Below are 17,139 nucleotides of genomic sequence, written 5' to 3'. Positions count from 1 at the left end.
AGGGCCTGGGCAGGGACTGACTTTGATGTGGGACAACGCTTGCAGTTTGTAGTTTTGGGTAATAAATCACTCATCCTGCGGAACCATTTCTTTCTAATTGCCACGCAGTCATCGTAGTTGTCTAACGCTAAGGATGATTTTCGATGAACATGCAAGTGAGTACTAACCCTCCCGCTTTACAACCGCCTTTACATACTCTTTCTACAGCACCCTCCGATAAGTTACAGGATAAACAGGGCGAGCCTTCTGCGCCGATAAAGATCATCCCGAATATGCCATTCAATGAAGGTGGGGTCCAGATAGATTTAAGTGTTAGGGGCGGCGGGCGTGGTTTTTTCTCCCCGCCAAAAGACCAGGCGTTAACGATTAAGACGGGTGACAGCGCGGACAAAATTCATATTAAAAATTCGGCTGATGGAGGATTGACCGCCGAGATTAATGGCAAGACCTACGACATTCCTTTCGATACCAAGAGTAATGGTCAGCAGCATCTTGAGATCCAAAGCAACGGCGGAGACGACAATGTCACTATTGACGACGACGTAAAAGTGCCCGTCAGCGTCAAGCTGGGAGCCGGCAACGATCGATTCAACGCTGGAGGCGGCAGGACCAATGTCTACGGCGGTGTTGGTAATGACACCATTCAATTGGGCAGCGGTGTCGGGTATGCCGAGGGCAACGATGGGGATGACACGATCACCGGAGGCTCGGCATATAGCGTCATGTATGGGGGTAACGGCAACGACAAGTTGCGGGGAGCAGGTGGTGGCACTTACATGGACGGTGGCAGCGGCAATGATTCGCTGCGTGGGGGCGGTGGGAAGAACGTCATGAATGGCGGGAAGGGAAATGATGTTGTAGATGGTGGTGCTGGTCAGAATACAATTTATACCGGCAAGGGGCAGGATACGGTTAATTCAGTATCTGATAAGGATATTGTTTACGGCAAGAAAGACGACACTATAAAACGCACGGGGAACTCTAAGTTCGTTGAGGTGACGCCGTCTGACGTTGGTAAAAAAGCGTTTGAGGTTAAAGGGGATGGTGAGTTCAAGCAGCGCGTTGAAGATGATCTAGAGTTTTTTCGGGGTTCTCCAGTAGGGCAAAAAATGCTTGGGGCGTTAGACAAGACTCCCGCGCCGATAAAAATAGAGAAGGTGCCAGAGTCGGAGGGTATCTTTTATAAGTACGGACGTAAGGACTTACAACCACTCAATGAGCACCCACCTCAAGATTCGCAACACGGATTCATCACTAATAACACGCCAGGTATGCCGGCTGATGATGCAACAGTCTCCTACAACCCTTCGTTCATTATGGACAAGTACGAGCGTCCAGGCGTCTCAACCCTGTTCCATGAGTTCGCCCATGCGTACGACGGTGTCGACGGTAAGTTCTTGCCCGGAGAAACTGAAGTACCGCCAGAAACTAGCGATCCCCGCAGGCCAACTCGTGAGCCAAATTTGGAGCGGCAAGCCGTTGGGTTACCAACGGACGGTGAACCTTATGATTTTGATAATGACCCCTCAACGCCCCCTACCAGTACAAACCCGGAGCCGTATAACGAAAATGCACTTTACAAGGAATGGGGGAAAGAACCGCGTGAACGCTACTATGACGTCTGATGCATCACAGAGTAGTAAATAGCGTGCCGTACTCGGTGGACTATTAAGTCCACCTTGTTTTTATTGCCGGTGAGTGGCTCAGGCGCTGATCTTGAGCCCGATCAGCCCGCAGATAATCAACGCCACACTGGCCAGTCGAAACAACGCCATGGATTCCCCAAACAGGATAATCCCGGCAATCACCGTGCCCACTGCACCGACACCGGTCCAGATGGCATAGGCGGTGCCCAGCGGCAGTTCCTTCATGGCCAGCCCCAACAGTCCGAGGCTGACGGCCATGGCGGCAATCGTCAGGGCCGTGGGCAGTGGCTTGCTGAAACCGTCGGTGTATTTCAGTCCGACGGCCCAGCCGACTTCAAACAGTCCGGCAAAAAACAGAATGATCCAGGACATGGTGACCTTCCTTTATAGAAGTGGGGTCGTCCCCGGATTAAGCGCTTGATTGCGTCGCAGGGTCGTCCCCGCGAAGCCCGGTAGAGTGCCGAATATTGATCAGGTGATCAAGTTTCGGACTTGCCCGCCAACAATTCGCGGTCTTCCTTTTCGCTCATCCGCCGGAAGTACGTAGCCAGGAGTGCCCCGGAAATATTGTGCCAGACGCTGAACAGCGCACTCGGCACTGCGGCTAGCGGTGAGAAGTGTGCACTTGCCAGTGCGGCGCCCAAGCCGGAGTTCTGCATGCCCACTTCCAGCGACAGGGATTTGCGTTGTGCCAGCGGCAGCCCGAACACACGGCCGGTGAAATAGCCCAGCAGGAAGCCAAAGGTGTTATGCAGGATCACCACCGCCATGATCAGCAGGCCCGACTCGGCAATCTTCGCCTGGCTGGCCGCCACCACGGCGGCGACAATCGCCACGATGCTGACCACCGACACCAGCGGCAACACCTCGACCGCATGCCGTACCCGGGCGCCCAGCAAGCGCTGCGCCACCACGCCCAACACGATCGGCAGCAGTACCACTTGCAGGATCGACCAGAACAACTCCATGAACGACACCGGCAACCAGGCCGAGGCCAGCAGCCAGATCAGCGCGGGCGTCAGCAGCGGAGCGAGGAGGGTGGTGACGGCTGCAATGGCCACCGACAGGGCCAGGTCGCCTCGGGCCAGCCAGGTCATGACGTTGGACGACGTGCCGCTCGGGCAGCAGCCGACGAGGATCACACCGACGGCAATTTCCGGTGGCAGGTGAAAGACCTGGCACAGCAGCCAGGCCACGCCGGGCATGATCACGAAATGCGCGACCACACCCAATGCCACGCGCCACGGATGGCGCGCGACTTCAGCGAAATCTTCAAGTTTGAGGGTCAGCCCCATGCCGAACATTACCAGGCCCAACAGCGGCACGATGGCGCCTTTGAGGCCGAGAAACCAGGCGGGTTGCAGGAACGCAACCACGGCAAAAATCAGCACCCAGTAGGCGAAGGTATTGCCGACGAAACGGCTCAAGGCGGCGAGTGCACGCATGGGGTTGGTCCTTGTTATTCGATTTTGGAAGTGCGCATGCGATCAAATGTGGGAGCGGGCTTGCTCGCGAATGCGGTGTGTCAGCCAGGAAGATATCAACTGAAAGGACGCATTCGCGAGCAAGCCCGCTCCCACATTTTGATCTTCACAAGGCTTTAGATACCTTGTGGGGTTTCTTCGCCACCCAGTGCCTCAACCAACGCCGGCAGGAAGTCGCCAAACGTCAGCATCATCAGGGTAAAGCTGGCGTCCTGCTGGCCCAGTGCTTCGTCGCCGCCGTCCTGTTCAGCCTGATCCTGCAGCAGGTCTTCGAACTTCAGGCGCTTGACGGTCATTTTGTCGTCCAGCATGAAGGACAGCTTGTCCTGCCAGGCCAGGGACAATTGGGTCACGACTTTGCCGGTGGTCAGGTGCAGCTGGATCTCTTCGCCGGTCAGGTCCTGGCGTTTGCAGCGCACGATGCCGCCGTCTTCGTGGGTGTCGCGCAGTTCGCATTCGTCGAGGACGAAGAAGTCATCGGCCGGTTTCTGGGTGGTGACCCAGTCGGTCATGATGGCGGTTGGCGCGGTTTTCACGGTCAGCGGACGTACCGGCAGGGTGCCGATCACTTCACGCAGGGTGGACAGCAGGTCTTCGGCACGTTTCGGGCTGGCGGAGTTCACCAGGATCAGGCCCTGTTTCGGCGCGATGGCGGCGAAGGTCGACGAGCGACGGATAAACGCGCGCGGCAGGAAGGCCTGGATGATTTCATCCTTGATCTGGTCGCGTTCCTTTTTGTAGACCTTGCGCATTTGCTCGGCTTCGATCTCTTCGACCTTTTCCTTCACCGCATCACGCACCACGCTACCCGGCAGGATACGTTCTTCCTTGCGCGCAGCGATCAGCAGGAAATCACCGCTGACGTGCACCAGGGGCGCGTCTTCGCCTTTACCGAAAGGGGCGACGAAACCGTAAGTGGTCAACTCCTGGCTTGCACAAGGGCGCGCCAGTTTGGTGGCCAGTGCAGTTTCCAACGCCTCGGCATCAACAGGCAGATCTTGGGTCAGGCGATAGATAAGCAGGTTTTTGAACCACATGGGGTGAGTCTCTCCTTATATACAAAGGGGGGCATTATTCTCCTCATGGCGTCATAGGCCAACCCTCGCTAAGCCATTGGAAGGCCTGAAAAAAATTATTTAAGAAAGTGCTTGCCAGACTATGGGTCGCTCCGTAGAATGCGCGCCACACCGAAAGTGAAGGGTGATTAGCTCAGCTGGGAGAGCGTCTGCCTTACAAGCAGAATGTCGGCGGTTCGATCCCGTCATCACCCACCATTCGCTTTATGTGTTACGCGCAGCGGTAGTTCAGTCGGTTAGAATACCGGCCTGTCACGCCGGGGGTCGCGGGTTCGAGTCCCGTCCGCTGCGCCATATTCGGTCACCTGGAACGCTGAACGCCAGGTACCACAGGAAGCCCGCTCATTGAGCGGGCTTTTTGCTGTCTGGGGTTTGCAAGAAACCGCCGGTCTAAAAAACGCCCCCGATCATGTGCCGTGATCGGGGGCGTTTTTTATGGGGTTTAGAAATCCCAGCGGGTACTGACCATTACGTTGCGAGGGTCGCCGTAGTACGACGAGTTGTAGAAGCCGATGTTGGTGTAATACGACTTGTCGAACACGTTGTTGACGTTGACGGTCGCCGACACGCTGTCGGTGATCTGATAGCGGGCCATCAGGTCCACCAGCCAGTAGGGATCCTGGGCAAATTTTTCTTGAGCGCCGCCCTTGGCCCAGTTGCTCAGTACCTGCCAGCCTTGACCCTGCCAACGCGCGCCGCCGCCGAGGGTGAGTTTGTCGAGGCTGCCGGTCAGCTTGTAGCTGGTATAGACATTGACCTGATCTTCCGGCTCCCAGGTCGATACCTTCTTGCCGCTTTCATCACGGGCAATCTTGTGGGTGTAGCCTGCCTGCAACTGCCAGCCGGGTGTCAGCTCGCCAGAGATTTCCGCCTCATAACCCTTGGTTTTCGAAGTGATCGGCTTATAGGCGTAGTCGCGAGCGGGGTTGGTTGGATTGGCGTTGTACTCCGTATCTTCCTCGGGGCGGTTTTTTTCGTGAACCTCGAAGTAGGCGATGCTGGAATTCAGGCGCCCTTCGAAGAATTCACCCTTGAGCCCCACTTCATAGTTTTTGCCTTCATCCGGCTCCAGCAATTTGTTGTTGCGATCACGGTTGAACGACTGCGGCAGGAAAATTTCCGTGTAACTGGCGTAGGCCGACACGTTGTCGTTGAGGTCGTATACCAGGCCCGCATAGGGCAAGACCTTGCCGCTTTTTTTCGTATCACTGGTGCCGGTGACCTGGAAGTCTGCAACGCGCGTGCCCAGCAGCAGCGAAAGATCGTCCGTGAGGCTGAAGCGAGCGGTCATGTAGCTGCCGGTCTGGCGGGTGATTTCATCGTTTTTGTTGGTGACTTCGCCCCAGTCCGGCTTCGGGATGTCGCCGTTCCAGTTGTAATAGTCGAAGTTATTGTTGGGCAGGCTGGCGTTGGTGTAGTCCTTGCCTTTCCAGTGGGAGCGGGAAACCGAGGTGCCGACCACCAACTGGTGTTCTCGGCCAAACAGGCCGAAGGGGCCAGAGGTGTAAAGGTCGGCGCTGTCGCTGACGGTTTCACCTGTGTATTTGCGCGCCAGCACTGAGGGCAAACCTGGGCTCACGAAACCCAGGGGGGCGTTGTAACCGTTGATTTGATGGTTGTACTGACCTTTGGCGACCCAGCTATTTTCGAAGCTGTGTTCAAGGGTGGCAAAGGCGGTGCGCGTGTACTGCTGCCAACTGCTCCACCGTGGCCCGTTGTTGAATGAGCGCTTGGAGCCAATGCGATTGCCGGATTCGTCATACAGCGAGGCACTGCCGGTCCAGCTTGAGCCTTTGGGGTCATTATCCTGATAGTCCGCGCCCACGGTCAGCAGGGTATCCGGCGACAGGTCCGCCTCCAGGATGCCGTAGTAGACGCTGGTTTTGCGTTGGTAATGGTCCATGAAGGAGTGTTTGTCTTGATGGGCCGCCACGGCTCGGCCGCGGATGTTGCCGGTTTCGGTCAAGGGACCGCTGACGTCAACTTCCGATCGGTAGTTGTCCCAGGAACCGGCGCCAAGGTCGATATGGCCCTTGAATTCCTGGGTAGGTTTCTTGCGGATCATGTTGATGGTGCCACCAGGGCCACCGGCGCCAGTGAGCAGGCCAGTGGCGCCCTTGAGGATTTCTACCCGGTCATAGATCACCATGTCGGTGAGGGTATGGCCGGACGAATACTGCGGGTCTTGCAGGATAGGAATACCGTCGTACTGGAAGTTGCGAATCGCGAAGCCGCGGGAGTAATAGCTGGTACGGTCGCTGTCATACGTTGCCACGGTGATGCCCGGGGTATGGCGCATCACGTCGTCGATGGAGTTGAGGCCAAAGTCATCCATGGCCTGGCGGGTGACCACCGAGATCGATTGCGGAGTTTCCCGTGGCGTCAGCACCAGGCGGGTAGCGGTGGCGATGGTGCCGGGGGTGTAAGAGCCGGAGCCTTCGGTAATGGTGCCGAGTTGGTTGGCGCTGATCTGCGTCGCCCCCAGCTCCACGGCGCCGGTGGGGGTAGGGTTGGCTTCCAGTGCGTAGACCTGATCACCTTTGACTGCCCGATAACCACTGCCACGCAGCAGCTTTTCAAACCCGGCCTCCACGCTATAAGTGCCTTTGAGTCCCGGGCCCGCGAGCCCCTGCAGGTTCTGGGACTGGAACACGATAGCCACGCCCGCTTGCTGGGCGAACTGGTTGAGTGTGGCGCCCAGCGGCCCGGCAGGTATGTCGTAGGCTTGGGCCGCAACGGCTACCGTTTCGGCCTGGGCCAAGTGGGTATTGAGCAGCGTCGTCGCGAGCAGTGTGAGGGTCAGCGGCGCGCTGCTCAGCAGGCGTCTGCGAGGCTTGGAAGGGAAGGGCATGGTGAGGGCAGTCCTTTAGTCATCGGTATACCTTCCTTGACGGGCAACCCGAAAAAAAGCGGAAGCAATGCGAATAATTATTTTTTGCTCTCGGTATCCGGGCTGACAATTATCAGCCATGGGGTAAAGGTTTTCAGCGTGATCGGCAGGGTTTGAGCCAGCATCTGCAAGGTGCGGTCGGTGTCATCCAGGGGAAGTACGGCCGAGACCTTGAGACTGGCCAGTGCGGCGCGATCAAACTGCAAGCGGCCCGAACGGTGACGGGCGATCTCATCCAGCACTTCCGGCAACGGTCGGTTATCCACCACCAGTTGATGGCGGCGCCAGGCCCCATTGATGCTCGCCGTATCGATGCTGCCGGAGAGGCGCACGGCATCTTTGCTGAGTCGCGCCTGCGAGCCCGCATCAACTTCCAGTGTCTGCTGCCCGTTCGCGCTTTTTGCCGCCACGCGGGATTCGAGCATGCTCAGCACCGTAACGTCATCCTCGCGCCTGACCACAAATCGCGTACCCAGGGCGCGCAGGGTGCCTTGGGCGGTCTGCACCACAAATGGCCGTTCGCCATCGTGGGCCACTTCCACCAGGATCTCGCCTTGCAGCAATTCGATGCGGCGCTGCCGGCTGTCGAAATGCAGATTCGCCGCACTGATGCCGTTCAGGGTCAGCGTCGAGCCGTCCGCCAGCCGCAGGGTTTTCCATTCGCCGGGGCCGTTGTGCACATCGGCCATCCATTGTTGTGGATAAGGACTGTAGAGCAGCGCCATGGCGGGAAGGCCCAGGCTGCAGGCCAGTACCAACGCGCGGACGTAGTTTTTGCGCGCCTTCCCATGCCGGGGAAAGGCCGCACTCAAGGCCGCCCGGGCCGGTGCCTTTTGCCCGCGCAGGGCCTGCATCCGCGCAATCACATCTTCCATGCGCGCTGCTGATGCGGCGTGTTGCGGGCCTTGCTGCTTCCAGCGCTCGAACGCCTGGCGCTGGGCCTCGGTCAATTCGCCTTCGTGCAGGCGAATCATCCATTCGGCGGCTTGTTCATCGATCTGTTGGCGAGAGTCGGGCATGCGCGGCTCAGATGTCCACGCTGTGGCTGCAATGCAGCAGGGCCTGGATCAGGTATTTGCGTACCGTACGTTCCGACAGCTTCAGTTGTCGGGCGATTTGCTGCTGGGTCAGGTCTTCGAGGTAATACAGCACAAACGCCTGGCGCATATTGTCGTGCATGCCTTCCAGCATGAAGGCGATGTGCTCGAGGGCCTCCAGGGTGGTGTGGATCTGTTCGGGCGACTGGAAACCTTCCAGGGTTTCCACCGTCAGCATCAATTCCTGAAGGTAGGCGTGCTCAATCTGCTTGCGCCGTGCCTGGTCGATGATCAGACGCCTGGCGGTGGTACTTAAATAGGCGCGGGGTTCGCGGATGGCGGTCACCGACTCGCGGGCGTGCAGAATCCGCGCGAAGGTGTCCTGCGCCACGTCGGCGGCGTTATGGGTACAGCCCAGTTTTCGGCGCAACCAAGTGAACAGCCAGCCGTGATGCTGGCTGTACAGCTCGGTAATCTCCCGTTGGAACGGCGGTTCACCCACAGACATAAGGCCCGGCCCAGGTGTTATTGAGAATAATTGTTAATTGTGGGGCCAAGGCTTGGGCAAACGCAATAGACTCGCGTTTGCACCCAAAGCGCCGGTTTTGCGGGGTGCGCGGGGTCGAAGACAAAATATTTTAAATAAATTGCATTTAAATCATGACATTACGGAAAAATGCTATAGAATGCGCCCCACACCGAAAGTGAAGGGTGATTAGCTCAGCTGGGAGAGCGTCTGCCTTACAAGCAGAATGTCGGCGGTTCGATCCCGTCATCACCCACCATTCGCTTTATGTGTTACGCGCAGCGGTAGTTCAGTCGGTTAGAATACCGGCCTGTCACGCCGGGGGTCGCGGGTTCGAGTCCCGTCCGCTGCGCCATATTCGGTCACCTGGAACGCTGAACGCCAGGTACCACAGGAAGCCCGCTCATTGAGCGGGCTTTTTTGTGCCTGGGATTCAGCTCAACGACTGAATGCCCGGTTCGGTTTGCACGGGTGCAATGCTGTTTCGCCCCATGAAGGCCAGAACCACCAACGCCGTCAGCACGGTGAATCCCGCGAGCAGTTGCAGCAACGTGTTGAACCCCGCGATGTAGGCGCTGCGCAGTGCTTCCGGCGGAAGGGCGGCCGAGGCCAGTTGCACGTTGCCCATGACCAGGCCTTGGGCAATCACTGACACGTCGGCCCCTGCGAGACCCTTCAGGTGATGTGCCACCAATGCGCCCAATACCGCCATCGTGATCGCCAGCGCCACGCCTTCACTGGCCACGCGGGTGGTGTTGAAAATCCCCGCCGCCATTCCCGCGCGCTCCTTGGGCACCACGCTGATCGCCAAACCATCCATCAAACCCCACGGCAGCCCGGTGCCGATCCCGATGACCAGCATTGCGGCGATGGTCTGCGCAGGCTGGTTGGCCAGGCTTAATCCCCACAGGCCCACCGCCGCGATCAGCAAGCCAATGGCACACAACAGTCCTGCTGAGAGCCAGCGGGTCAGCGATGCGGCGATCATCGGCACCACCAGCATCGGTGCCGATAACGCGAGCATCATCAAACCCGCTTCCAGCGCACTGGCGCCTTCCACACCGATAAACCGCAGGGGCAGCAACACGATCAGCACGATGTAGCAGTAACAGGTACCGATCGGCAGGAGCTGCACGCCAATAAAACGCGGGAAGCGAAACAGCCGCAGCTCCAGCATCGGTTGGCTGGAGCGGTTTTCGACGAGGACAAACACCAGCAAAAACACCGCCGCCGCGATCAGCAGGGCATCAACCAGCGGCGACGTCCAGCCGTGCTCCGGCGCGAGGATCACCGCCGTGGTCAGGGCCACCAGCATCGCGGAAAACGTCAGTACACCAGCGGTGTCCAGCCGCAGCGCTTGCGGGTCGCGGCTTTCACGCATTTTGGGCGCGGCAAACAGCAGCGAAATACCGGCCAATAATGCAGTGCCGAGAAAAATCGAGCGCCAGCCCCAGTGCTCGATCAGCACCCCCGACAGCAATGGCCCAAACGCCAGGCCTGCACCGAATGTGGTGCCCAGCAAGCTGAAGGCGCGGGTGCGGGCATGGCCGTCAAACTCCTGGGCCAGCGCCGCACAGCCACTGGCCAATGCCGTAGCCGCCGCGACGCCCTGCACGCCACGCAACACATCCAGCCAGAAAATCCCCGGTGCCACTGCCAGCAGCAAGGAGACCACGGTAAACAGCGCCATGCCCCACAAGAAAAGACGCTTTCTCCCATACAGGTCGGCTAGGGTGCCGGCGGCCATCAACAGGCTGCCGAAACTCAGCATGAACGCGTTGGTGATCCACGCCAGTTGGCTGGGCTGGGCGGCAAATGCCTGGCCGATAAAGGGCGTGGCGACGGCGCCGCCGGTAAAGCTCATGGGCAATACCAGGGCGGCCAGGCAAATGGCCGCCAGGATGGAATATCGGCCATGGGCGGGCGCAGATTCGGTTGTCGTGTTCATAGGGGCATTCCCGCGAGTTTGAAGATTAAAAGACTCTAATCAGGATGCAATCACGGATAAATGGGCTTACATTCCGTTCATAACGGACTGGATGGATGCAATGACGTGACCGATAACTTGAGCGGCGTGATCGCCTTCGTGAAAACGGCAGAGGCCCTGAGCTTCACCGGCGCGGCCCGGGCGATGGGGATTTCCGCTTCGGCGGTGGGCAAGAATGTCGCCAAGCTTGAGGCGTCACTGAATGTGCGGCTGTTGCACCGCAGTACGCGCAAGGTCAGCCTCACCGCCGAAGGCCAATTGTTCTACGAGCGCAGTCGGAAGATTCTCGACGACCTGCAAGACGCCCGCGCCATGCTTTCCCATGCGATGCAGGCACCCCGGGGCAAACTGCGGGTCAGCCTGCCCACCATCGGTTATCGCTTTCTCTTTCCGCACATGATGGCGTTCCGCAAAGCCTACCCCGAGATCGAACTGGAGCTGGATTTCAACGACCATCTGGTGGATGTGATCGAGGAGGGCTTCGACGTGGTCATCCGCAGCGGCGGTCTGGCGGACTCGACCCTGATGGCCCGCAAACTGGGACCGTTCAGGTTTGTGCTGTGCGCATCACCCGAGTACCTACGGGCCAACGGCCGGCCAGAGTCCCTGAGCGATTTGGAGCATCACCCGTGCTTGCGTTACCGCTTCGCCACCACCGGCAAAATCATGGACTGGACCTTGTCCGCCAACCCGGCCATCACCCAATTGCGCCTGCCCACCGCGCTGACCCTGAACAACATGGAGGCCATGCTCCGGGCCGCGATGGACGGCCATGGGATTGCCTACGTGCCGGACTTCCTGGCCCGCGAAGCCCTCGCCCAGGGCCAGCTGGAAACCGTGCTCGACGGCCATTCCGATGACCAGGGCCAGTTCTGGGCGCTGTGGCCATCCAGCCGGCATCTCTCGCCGAAGATCCGCGTGTTTGTCGATTTCGCCGCCGCGCACCTGTTCACAAACCCACCAGTCGGTAGCCCACCTGCAACTCGGTGATGAAGTACTGCGGCTGGGCCGGGTCCGCCTCCAGCTTCTGCCGCAGGTGCGCCATGTGCACCCGCAGGTAGTGGGCGCGGTCCACGTAATCCAGGCCCCACACCTCGAGCAATAATTGCCGGTGGGTGAGCACCCGGCTCTGCCCGCGAATCATCGCGCACAGCAGGCGGTATTCGATGGGCGTCAGGTGCACCGGCAGGCCTTGGCGCCACACTTCATGGGTCGCCAGGTCCACCTCGATATCGCCAAACGCCACCTTGCTGGTGGCCGCCACGGTGCCGGTCTGCCCATGACGGCGCAGTTGCGCACGGATGCGCGCGAGCAACTCGGGTACGCCGAAGGGTTTGGTCAGGTAGTCATCGGCGCCGGCGTCCAGGGCGGCGACTTTTTCCTCTTCGCGATCCCGTGCCGACAACACCAGGATCGGCACCGCCAGCCATCCCCGCAGCTCGCTGATCAGCTGTTTGCCGTCGCCGTCCGGCAGGCCGAGGTCGACGATCACCAGGTCCGGCTGACGGCTGGAAGCGTGGATCAACGCGCGTTTGACGCTGTCGGCCTCGAACACCTGGAAGCCCTCATCCTGCAGGGCGATGCCGACAAAACGGCGGATGTTGGCCTCGTCTTCAACAATCAGAATGCGTGCAGTGCTCATAGGGCGTCCATTGGGGGCGGAGTACCCGCCGGTAAAGTGATGACGAAATGCATGCCGCGCTCGCTGCCGGGTCTGGCTTCGATGCGCCCGCCGTGGGCTTCGACGATGCGCTTGGCCAGGGCCAGCCCCAGGCCGATTCCGGCGACCGAGGATTCCTGCTGGCCACGGGCAAACGGTTCGAACAGATTGGCCGGCGCGCTGCCCGGGCCGGTGTCGCTGACTTCCAGCAGGATGCTGTCGGAAACGGAACGGGCGGTGACGGTGATGACCGTGCCAGGCGGGGTGTATTTGGCGGCGTTGTCCAGCAGGTTGACCAGCACCCGTTCGATCAGCAGCGCGTCGACTTCTACCAGCGGTAATTGCGGGTCCAGCGTCGTGTTCACCACATGCCGGGCCAGTGGTTCACGCAACTGGCGCAGGGCGCTGCCGACGATCTCTTCCAGCAAATGCCATTGCCGGTTGAGTCGCACACCGCGCTCCTGCATGCGGGCCATGTCCAGCAGGTTTTCGATCAAGCGTTGCATCGAGGTCGCCTGCTCATGAATACCGTGCAGCAACGCGGTCAGCGGCCCCGGCGGCGCATGGGGCAGGGCGGTGTCGGCGGCGCCGATCAGTGTGGTCAGGGGTGTGCGCAGGTCGTGGGAAATCGCCGCGAGCAAGGTGTTGCGCATTTTCTCGCCTTCCATCTGCACCATCGTGCTTTGCGCCACTTCGACGAAGTGCACGCGCTCCAGGGCAATCGCCAATTGGCTCATGCAGGCTTCCAGCAGGCGGCGCTCTTCGGGCTCGTTGAGGCGTTCGCTTTGCGCCAGTTCCAGCACCAGCACACCGCGCACGCGCATCGGCGCCTTGAGCGGCAGGTAGCAGCCCTTGGCGGCGGACAAGGTGTCGGTGCCCTGGCCGGCGGACTGGCCGTGGTCGTAGGTCCATTGGGCGATGCTGTCGTCGATCGGCAGCCCGCCCGCGCCCACGCTGTGCACGCCGTCGGCGGCGTCCGGCAAGGCCAGGCCGACCCGCGCCTCGAACACGCCGCTGAAGGTGCGCAGCGCCACTTCGCTGATCTGCTCCACGGTCAACGCGGCCGACAGGTCCCGGGCCAGGCGCGCCAGTGAGGTTGCGCGACGTTCTCGAGCGGCGGCGGTGCGCGCTTCGTGGCGCAGGCGTGCGGTGAGCTGCCCGGTGATCAGGGCGATGCCGAGCATCAACGCGAAGGTGAAGAAATACTGGGTGTCGTTGACGGTAAACGAGTAGCGCGGCTGGACGAAAAAGAAGTCGAAACACAGCACCGCGAGCATCGCTGCCCACACGCCGGGGCCGCGTCCAAACCGCAGGGCCACCAGCACCACCGTGAGCAGGAACAGCATCACCACGTTGGCCAGGTCGAACACCTGCAGCAGCAGCGCGGCGATGGCGCTGGCGGTGAAACAGGCGAGTGTGGACCAGAGGTAGGCCAGGGTTCTGCCGGGCGCTGGTGTAGGTTTTTCAATGGCAGGAACAGTGCCTGGCAACATGCCATGGGCGATCACGATCTGGTCGATCTGCGGATGGTGCCGGCTGATCCGGTCGCTCACCGACTGATGCCAGAACCGCCATGCCCGGCGTGGGTGATGGCCGAGCACCAGGCGATTGGCGTTGTGTTCCCGGGCACAGGCGGCCAGTGCTTCGGCGACGTCCATGCCCGGCAATGTCGCGGTGTCGGCGCCGAATTCGCTGGCCAGGGCCAGGGTTTTCATTGCTGTGAGATAACGCTTGGCGCCGCGGCCCTGGGCTGCGGCGACGTGCACCACGATCCAGTCCGCCTCGAGCTTTTGCGCCAGGCGCGCGGCTTCTCGCACCAGGCGTTCATCACCGGCGTCACCGGCCACGCCTACCAGCAATCGCTCGCGGGCGGGCCACAGGGTCTTGATCGACTGTTCGCGACGGTACACGCGCATCTGCGTGTCGACCCGGTCGGCCGTGCGGCGCAGGGCCAGTTCCCGCAGGGCGAGCAGGTTGCCCTTGCGGAAAAAGTGCCGCGACGCACGTTCGGCCTGAGGGCCCAGGTACACCTTGCCGTCCTTCAAGCGTTGCAGCAGATCATCCGGCGGCAGGTCCACGACGACCACTTCGTGGGCATTGTCGAACACGTGGTCCGGTACGGTTTCCCGCACGCGAATGCCGATGATCCCACTCACCAGATCGTTAAGGCTTTCCAGGTGCTGGACGTTGAGGGTGGTCCACACATCGATGCCGGCGCTGAGCAGTTCTTCCACGTCTTGCCAGCGTTTCGGGTGGCGCGAGCCGGGCACGTTGCTGTGGGCCAGTTCATCCACCAGCAGCACGGCGGGATGGCGTTGCAGGGCGGCGTCGAGGTCGAATTCGGTGAGGGTGAAATCGTGATGCAGGCGTTGGGCGCGGGGCAGTTGTACGAGGCCGTTGAGCAGGTTGGCGGTTTCCTGGCGGCCGTGGGTTTCCACCACACCGGCGAGTACGTCGCGCCCCAGGCTGACTTCCCGTTGCGCCGCGTCAAGCATGGCGCAGGTCTTGCCCACCCCGGCGTTGGAGCCGAAGTAGATACGCAGTTTGCCGCGCAAGGCGGCCTGTTCTTCCTGCTGGACCCGGGCGAGAAGGGCGTCGGGGTCGGGGCGTTCTTCGTTTAATGCGGGCATGTCATTCCTGGTCAATGCGGTTCAATGGTGGGAGCGGGCTTGCTCGCGAAAGCGGTGTGTCAGTGACAGTCGAGTTGGCTGACACTCCGTATTCGCGAGCAAGCCCGCTCCCACATTGGGTTTGCGGTGCTACACGAGACCCAGCCCGGTCAGCACCAGGTCAATCAGCTTGATCCCGGCAAACGGCACCAGCACCCCGCCCAGGCCATAGATCAGCAGGTTGCGATTGAGCAATGCCGCCGCGCCAATCGCCCGGTACGTCACGCCGCGCAGGGCCAAGGGAATCAGCGCCACGATGATCAACGCGTTGAAAATCACCGCACTGAGGATCGCCGAGTTGGGGCTGGTCAGGTGCATCACGTTCAGCGCGCCGAGCTGCGGATAGGTCGCGACAAACGCGGCCGGGATGATCGCGAAATATTTCGCCACGTCATTCGCCACGCTGAAGGTGGTGAGTGCGCCACGGGTCATCAGCATTTGTTTGCCCACCTCGACCACTTCGATCAGCTTGGTCGGGTTGCTGTCGAGGTCGACCATGTTGCCGGCCTCTTTCGCCGCCTGGGTGCCGCTGTTCATCGCCACCGCCACGTCGGCCTGGGCCAGTGCCGGGGCGTCGTTGGTGCCGTCGCCGGTCATGGCCACGAGCTTGCCCTGGGCCTGGTAGTCGCGGATCAGCTGCAGCTTGTCTTCCGGGCGCGCCTCGGCGAGGAAGTCATCCACGCCGGCTTCCACCGCAATCGCGGCGGCGGTCAGGCGGTTGTCGCCGGTGATCATCACCGTCTTGATGCCCATGCGCCGCAGTTCGGCGAAGCGCTCCTTGATGCCGCCCTTGACCACGTCCTTGAGCTCCACCACGCCGAGTGCCTTGGCCCCGTCCGAGACCACCAGCGGAGTGCTGCCGCGACGCGATACTTCGTCGACCTTGGCCTGCAATGCAGCCGGAAAGCTCCCGCCGAGCGCTTCGATATGACTGCGGATCGCATCTGCTGCACCCTTGCGAATACCGCGGCCTTCGGGCAGGTCGACGCCGCTCATGCGGGTCTGTGCAGTGAAGTGCACAAAGCTTGCGCCGAGGGCGTTGATGTCCCGCGCGCGGATGTCGAACTTCTGCTTGGCCAGCACCACGATGCTGCGGCCTTCCGGGGTTTCGTCGGCCAGGGACGCCAGTTGCGCCGCGTCGGCCAGTTCAGCTTCCTTGACCCCCGGTGCCGGCAGGAAACTGCTGGCCTGGCGATTGCCCAACGTGATGGTGCCGGTCTTGTCCAGCAGCAACACGTCGATGTCACCCGCCGCCTCAACGGCGCGGCCGGAAGTGGCGATCACATTGGCCGACATCATGCGGCTCATGCCCGCCACGCCGATGGCCGAGAGCAGGCCGCCGATGGTGGTGGGAATCAGGCACACCAGCAACGCCACCAGCACCGTGGCGCTGATCACGTTGCCACTGCCACTCATGGCCACGGCGAAGATCGAGTACGGGCTCAGCGTGGCGATCACCAGCAGGAACAACAGGGTCAGGCCCACCAGCAAAATCGTCAGGGCGACTTCGTTGGGGGTCTTCTGGCGCTTGGCGGATTCGACCATCGAGATCATGCGGTCGAGGAACGACTCGCCCGGGTTGACGCTGATGCGCACCACCAGCCAGTCCGACAGCACCCGCGTGCCGCCGGTGACCGAGGAAAAGTCGCCGCCGGCCTCGCGAATCACCGGTGCCGATTCGCCGGTGATTGCGCTTTCGTCCACCGAGGCCACGCCTTCGATCACCACGCCGTCCAGCGGCACCAGGTCGCCGGCTTCGATCAACACCACCTGGTCTTTGCGCAACAGCGTGGCTTCGGTCGGCAGCCATGGGGCGCCGTGTTTGGGTTGTTGCAGCAACTTGGCCAGGGTCTGGCGCTTCATCCCGCGCAGGCTGGCGGCCTGGGCACGGCTGCGGCCTTCGGCCAGGGCCTCGGCAAAGTTGGCGAACAGCACGGTAAACCACAGCCACAAACAGATGCTGAGGATAAAGCCGCTGGGCGCTTCACCCTGGCCACCCAAGGACTGGAACCACAGCAGCGTGGTGAGGAGGCTGCCCAGGTACACGACGAACATCACCGGGTTTTTCCACTGCGCCTGGGGCAGCAGTTTCTTGAACGCGTCCCCGCAGGCGGTGAGCACGATGGCGCGGTCAAACAGAGGTAAACGAGCATTCTTGATCATG

General features: G+C 60.9%; 12 protein-coding genes and 4 tRNA genes. 6 read left to right on the top strand and 10 right to left on the bottom strand.

Annotated elements, in window-relative coordinates; genetic code table 11:
- Positions 1–143 precede the first annotated feature (143 nt).
- Complete coding sequence (locus QF039_RS19245) at positions 144–1,625, top strand: M91 family zinc metallopeptidase (protein ID WP_177023019.1); 1,482 nt, start codon at positions 144–146, stop codon at positions 1,623–1,625.
- Between the two features lie 78 nt (positions 1,626–1,703).
- On the opposite strand, the gene sugE is transcribed toward QF039_RS19245, so the two are convergent.
- The 3 genes from sugE to rdgC form a co-directional block, all read right to left on the bottom strand.
- Positions 1,704–2,018, bottom strand: a complete 315-nt coding sequence (gene sugE, locus QF039_RS19240; protein WP_003190128.1) for a quaternary ammonium compound efflux SMR transporter SugE — start codon at positions 2,016–2,018, stop codon at positions 1,704–1,706.
- A 107-nt stretch (positions 2,019–2,125) separates the two neighbouring features.
- Entirely contained in the window at positions 2,126–3,091 is a 966-nt protein-coding gene (locus tag QF039_RS19235; RefSeq protein ID WP_003212369.1) for a bile acid:sodium symporter family protein, read from the bottom strand.
- Between the two features lie 155 nt (positions 3,092–3,246).
- Complete coding sequence (gene rdgC, locus QF039_RS19230; RefSeq protein WP_008430455.1) at positions 3,247–4,167, bottom strand: recombination-associated protein RdgC; 921 nt, start codon at positions 4,165–4,167, stop codon at positions 3,247–3,249.
- Between the two features lie 161 nt (positions 4,168–4,328).
- Here rdgC and QF039_RS19225 point away from each other — a divergent pair.
- A tRNA-Val gene (locus tag QF039_RS19225) sits at positions 4,329–4,404 on the top strand.
- A gap of 19 nt (positions 4,405–4,423) precedes the next feature.
- Positions 4,424–4,500, top strand: a tRNA-Asp gene (locus QF039_RS19220).
- Positions 4,501–4,648: 148 nt separating this feature from the next.
- Here QF039_RS19220 and QF039_RS19215 read toward each other — a convergent pair.
- The 3 genes from QF039_RS19215 to QF039_RS19205 form a co-directional block, all read right to left on the bottom strand.
- Positions 4,649–7,057: a TonB-dependent siderophore receptor gene (locus QF039_RS19215; protein WP_307520126.1), complete on the bottom strand. Its 2,409-nt coding sequence runs from the start codon at positions 7,055–7,057 to the stop codon at positions 4,649–4,651.
- A 77-nt stretch (positions 7,058–7,134) separates the two neighbouring features.
- Positions 7,135–8,115 (bottom strand): FecR family protein, encoded by a 981-nt coding sequence (locus QF039_RS19210; RefSeq protein ID WP_177010111.1) that lies wholly within the window; start codon positions 8,113–8,115, stop codon positions 7,135–7,137.
- A gap of 7 nt (positions 8,116–8,122) precedes the next feature.
- On the bottom strand, positions 8,123–8,641 hold the full coding sequence (locus QF039_RS19205; RefSeq protein ID WP_177040051.1) for a sigma-70 family RNA polymerase sigma factor: 519 nt from the start codon (positions 8,639–8,641) through the stop codon (positions 8,123–8,125).
- 201 nt (positions 8,642–8,842) lie between these two features.
- Between QF039_RS19205 and QF039_RS19200 the strand changes: the two genes are divergently transcribed.
- Positions 8,843–8,918 (top strand) — tRNA-Val (locus tag QF039_RS19200).
- Between the two features lie 19 nt (positions 8,919–8,937).
- A tRNA-Asp gene (locus QF039_RS19195) sits at positions 8,938–9,014 on the top strand.
- A 78-nt stretch (positions 9,015–9,092) separates the two neighbouring features.
- Here the strand turns inward: QF039_RS19195 and QF039_RS19190 are convergent.
- On the bottom strand, positions 9,093–10,607 hold the full coding sequence (locus tag QF039_RS19190; protein ID WP_307520122.1) for an MFS transporter: 1,515 nt from the start codon (positions 10,605–10,607) through the stop codon (positions 9,093–9,095).
- 105 nt (positions 10,608–10,712) lie between these two features.
- Between QF039_RS19190 and QF039_RS19185 the strand changes: the two genes are divergently transcribed.
- On the top strand, positions 10,713–11,636 hold the full coding sequence (locus QF039_RS19185) for a LysR family transcriptional regulator (protein ID WP_307520119.1): 924 nt from the start codon (positions 10,713–10,715) through the stop codon (positions 11,634–11,636).
- Here QF039_RS19185 and QF039_RS19180 read toward each other — a convergent pair.
- The 3 genes from QF039_RS19180 to kdpB all read right to left on the bottom strand — a co-directional run bounded on the left by QF039_RS19180 (position 11,596) and on the right by kdpB (position 17,138).
- On the bottom strand, positions 11,596–12,288 hold the full coding sequence (locus QF039_RS19180; RefSeq protein ID WP_003219430.1) for a response regulator: 693 nt from the start codon (positions 12,286–12,288) through the stop codon (positions 11,596–11,598). The two genes, QF039_RS19185 and QF039_RS19180, sit on opposite strands and share 41 nt — an antisense overlap.
- On the bottom strand, positions 12,285–14,936 hold the full coding sequence (locus QF039_RS19175; RefSeq protein WP_307520116.1) for a sensor histidine kinase KdpD: 2,652 nt from the start codon (positions 14,934–14,936) through the stop codon (positions 12,285–12,287). Before QF039_RS19175 ends, QF039_RS19180 begins: the two co-directional genes overlap by 4 nt.
- A 129-nt stretch (positions 14,937–15,065) precedes the next feature.
- Positions 15,066–17,138, bottom strand: a complete 2,073-nt coding sequence (gene kdpB / locus QF039_RS19170; RefSeq protein WP_307520115.1) for a potassium-transporting ATPase subunit KdpB — start codon at positions 17,136–17,138, stop codon at positions 15,066–15,068.
- Position 17,139: the final 1 nt, after the last annotated feature.

The sequence above is a fragment of the Pseudomonas sp. W2I6 genome (genome assembly GCF_030815935.1).
Taxonomy (GTDB): Bacteria; Pseudomonadota; Gammaproteobacteria; order Pseudomonadales; family Pseudomonadaceae; genus Aquipseudomonas.
Note: the sequence above shows the minus strand (reverse complement) of the source record. Positions and strands in the feature narration are given on the sequence as shown.

What these genes read in the sequence shown, in the direction of transcription:
- QF039_RS19175 (WP_307520116.1), bottom strand. Translation starts at nt 14,936, where the DNA reads ATGCCCGCATTAAACGAAGAACGCCCCGACCCCGACGCCCTTCTCGCC.
- QF039_RS19215 (WP_307520126.1), bottom strand. Translation starts at nt 7,057, where the DNA reads ATGCCCTTCCCTTCCAAGCCTCGCAGACGCCTGCTGAGCAGCGCGCCG.
- QF039_RS19245 (WP_177023019.1), top strand. Translation starts at nt 144, where the DNA reads ATGAACATGCAAGTGAGTACTAACCCTCCCGCTTTACAACCGCCTTTA.
- rdgC (WP_008430455.1), bottom strand. Translation starts at nt 4,167, where the DNA reads ATGTGGTTCAAAAACCTGCTTATCTATCGCCTGACCCAAGATCTGCCT.
- QF039_RS19210 (WP_177010111.1), bottom strand. Translation starts at nt 8,115, where the DNA reads ATGCCCGACTCTCGCCAACAGATCGATGAACAAGCCGCCGAATGGATG.
- sugE (WP_003190128.1), bottom strand. Translation starts at nt 2,018, where the DNA reads ATGTCCTGGATCATTCTGTTTTTTGCCGGACTGTTTGAAGTCGGCTGG.
- QF039_RS19180 (WP_003219430.1), bottom strand. Translation starts at nt 12,288, where the DNA reads ATGAGCACTGCACGCATTCTGATTGTTGAAGACGAGGCCAACATCCGC.
- QF039_RS19235 (WP_003212369.1), bottom strand. Translation starts at nt 3,091, where the DNA reads ATGCGTGCACTCGCCGCCTTGAGCCGTTTCGTCGGCAATACCTTCGCC.
- QF039_RS19190 (WP_307520122.1), bottom strand. Translation starts at nt 10,607, where the DNA reads ATGAACACGACAACCGAATCTGCGCCCGCCCATGGCCGATATTCCATC.
- kdpB (WP_307520115.1), bottom strand. Translation starts at nt 17,138, where the DNA reads ATGATCAAGAATGCTCGTTTACCTCTGTTTGACCGCGCCATCGTGCTC.
- QF039_RS19205 (WP_177040051.1), bottom strand. Translation starts at nt 8,641, where the DNA reads ATGTCTGTGGGTGAACCGCCGTTCCAACGGGAGATTACCGAGCTGTAC.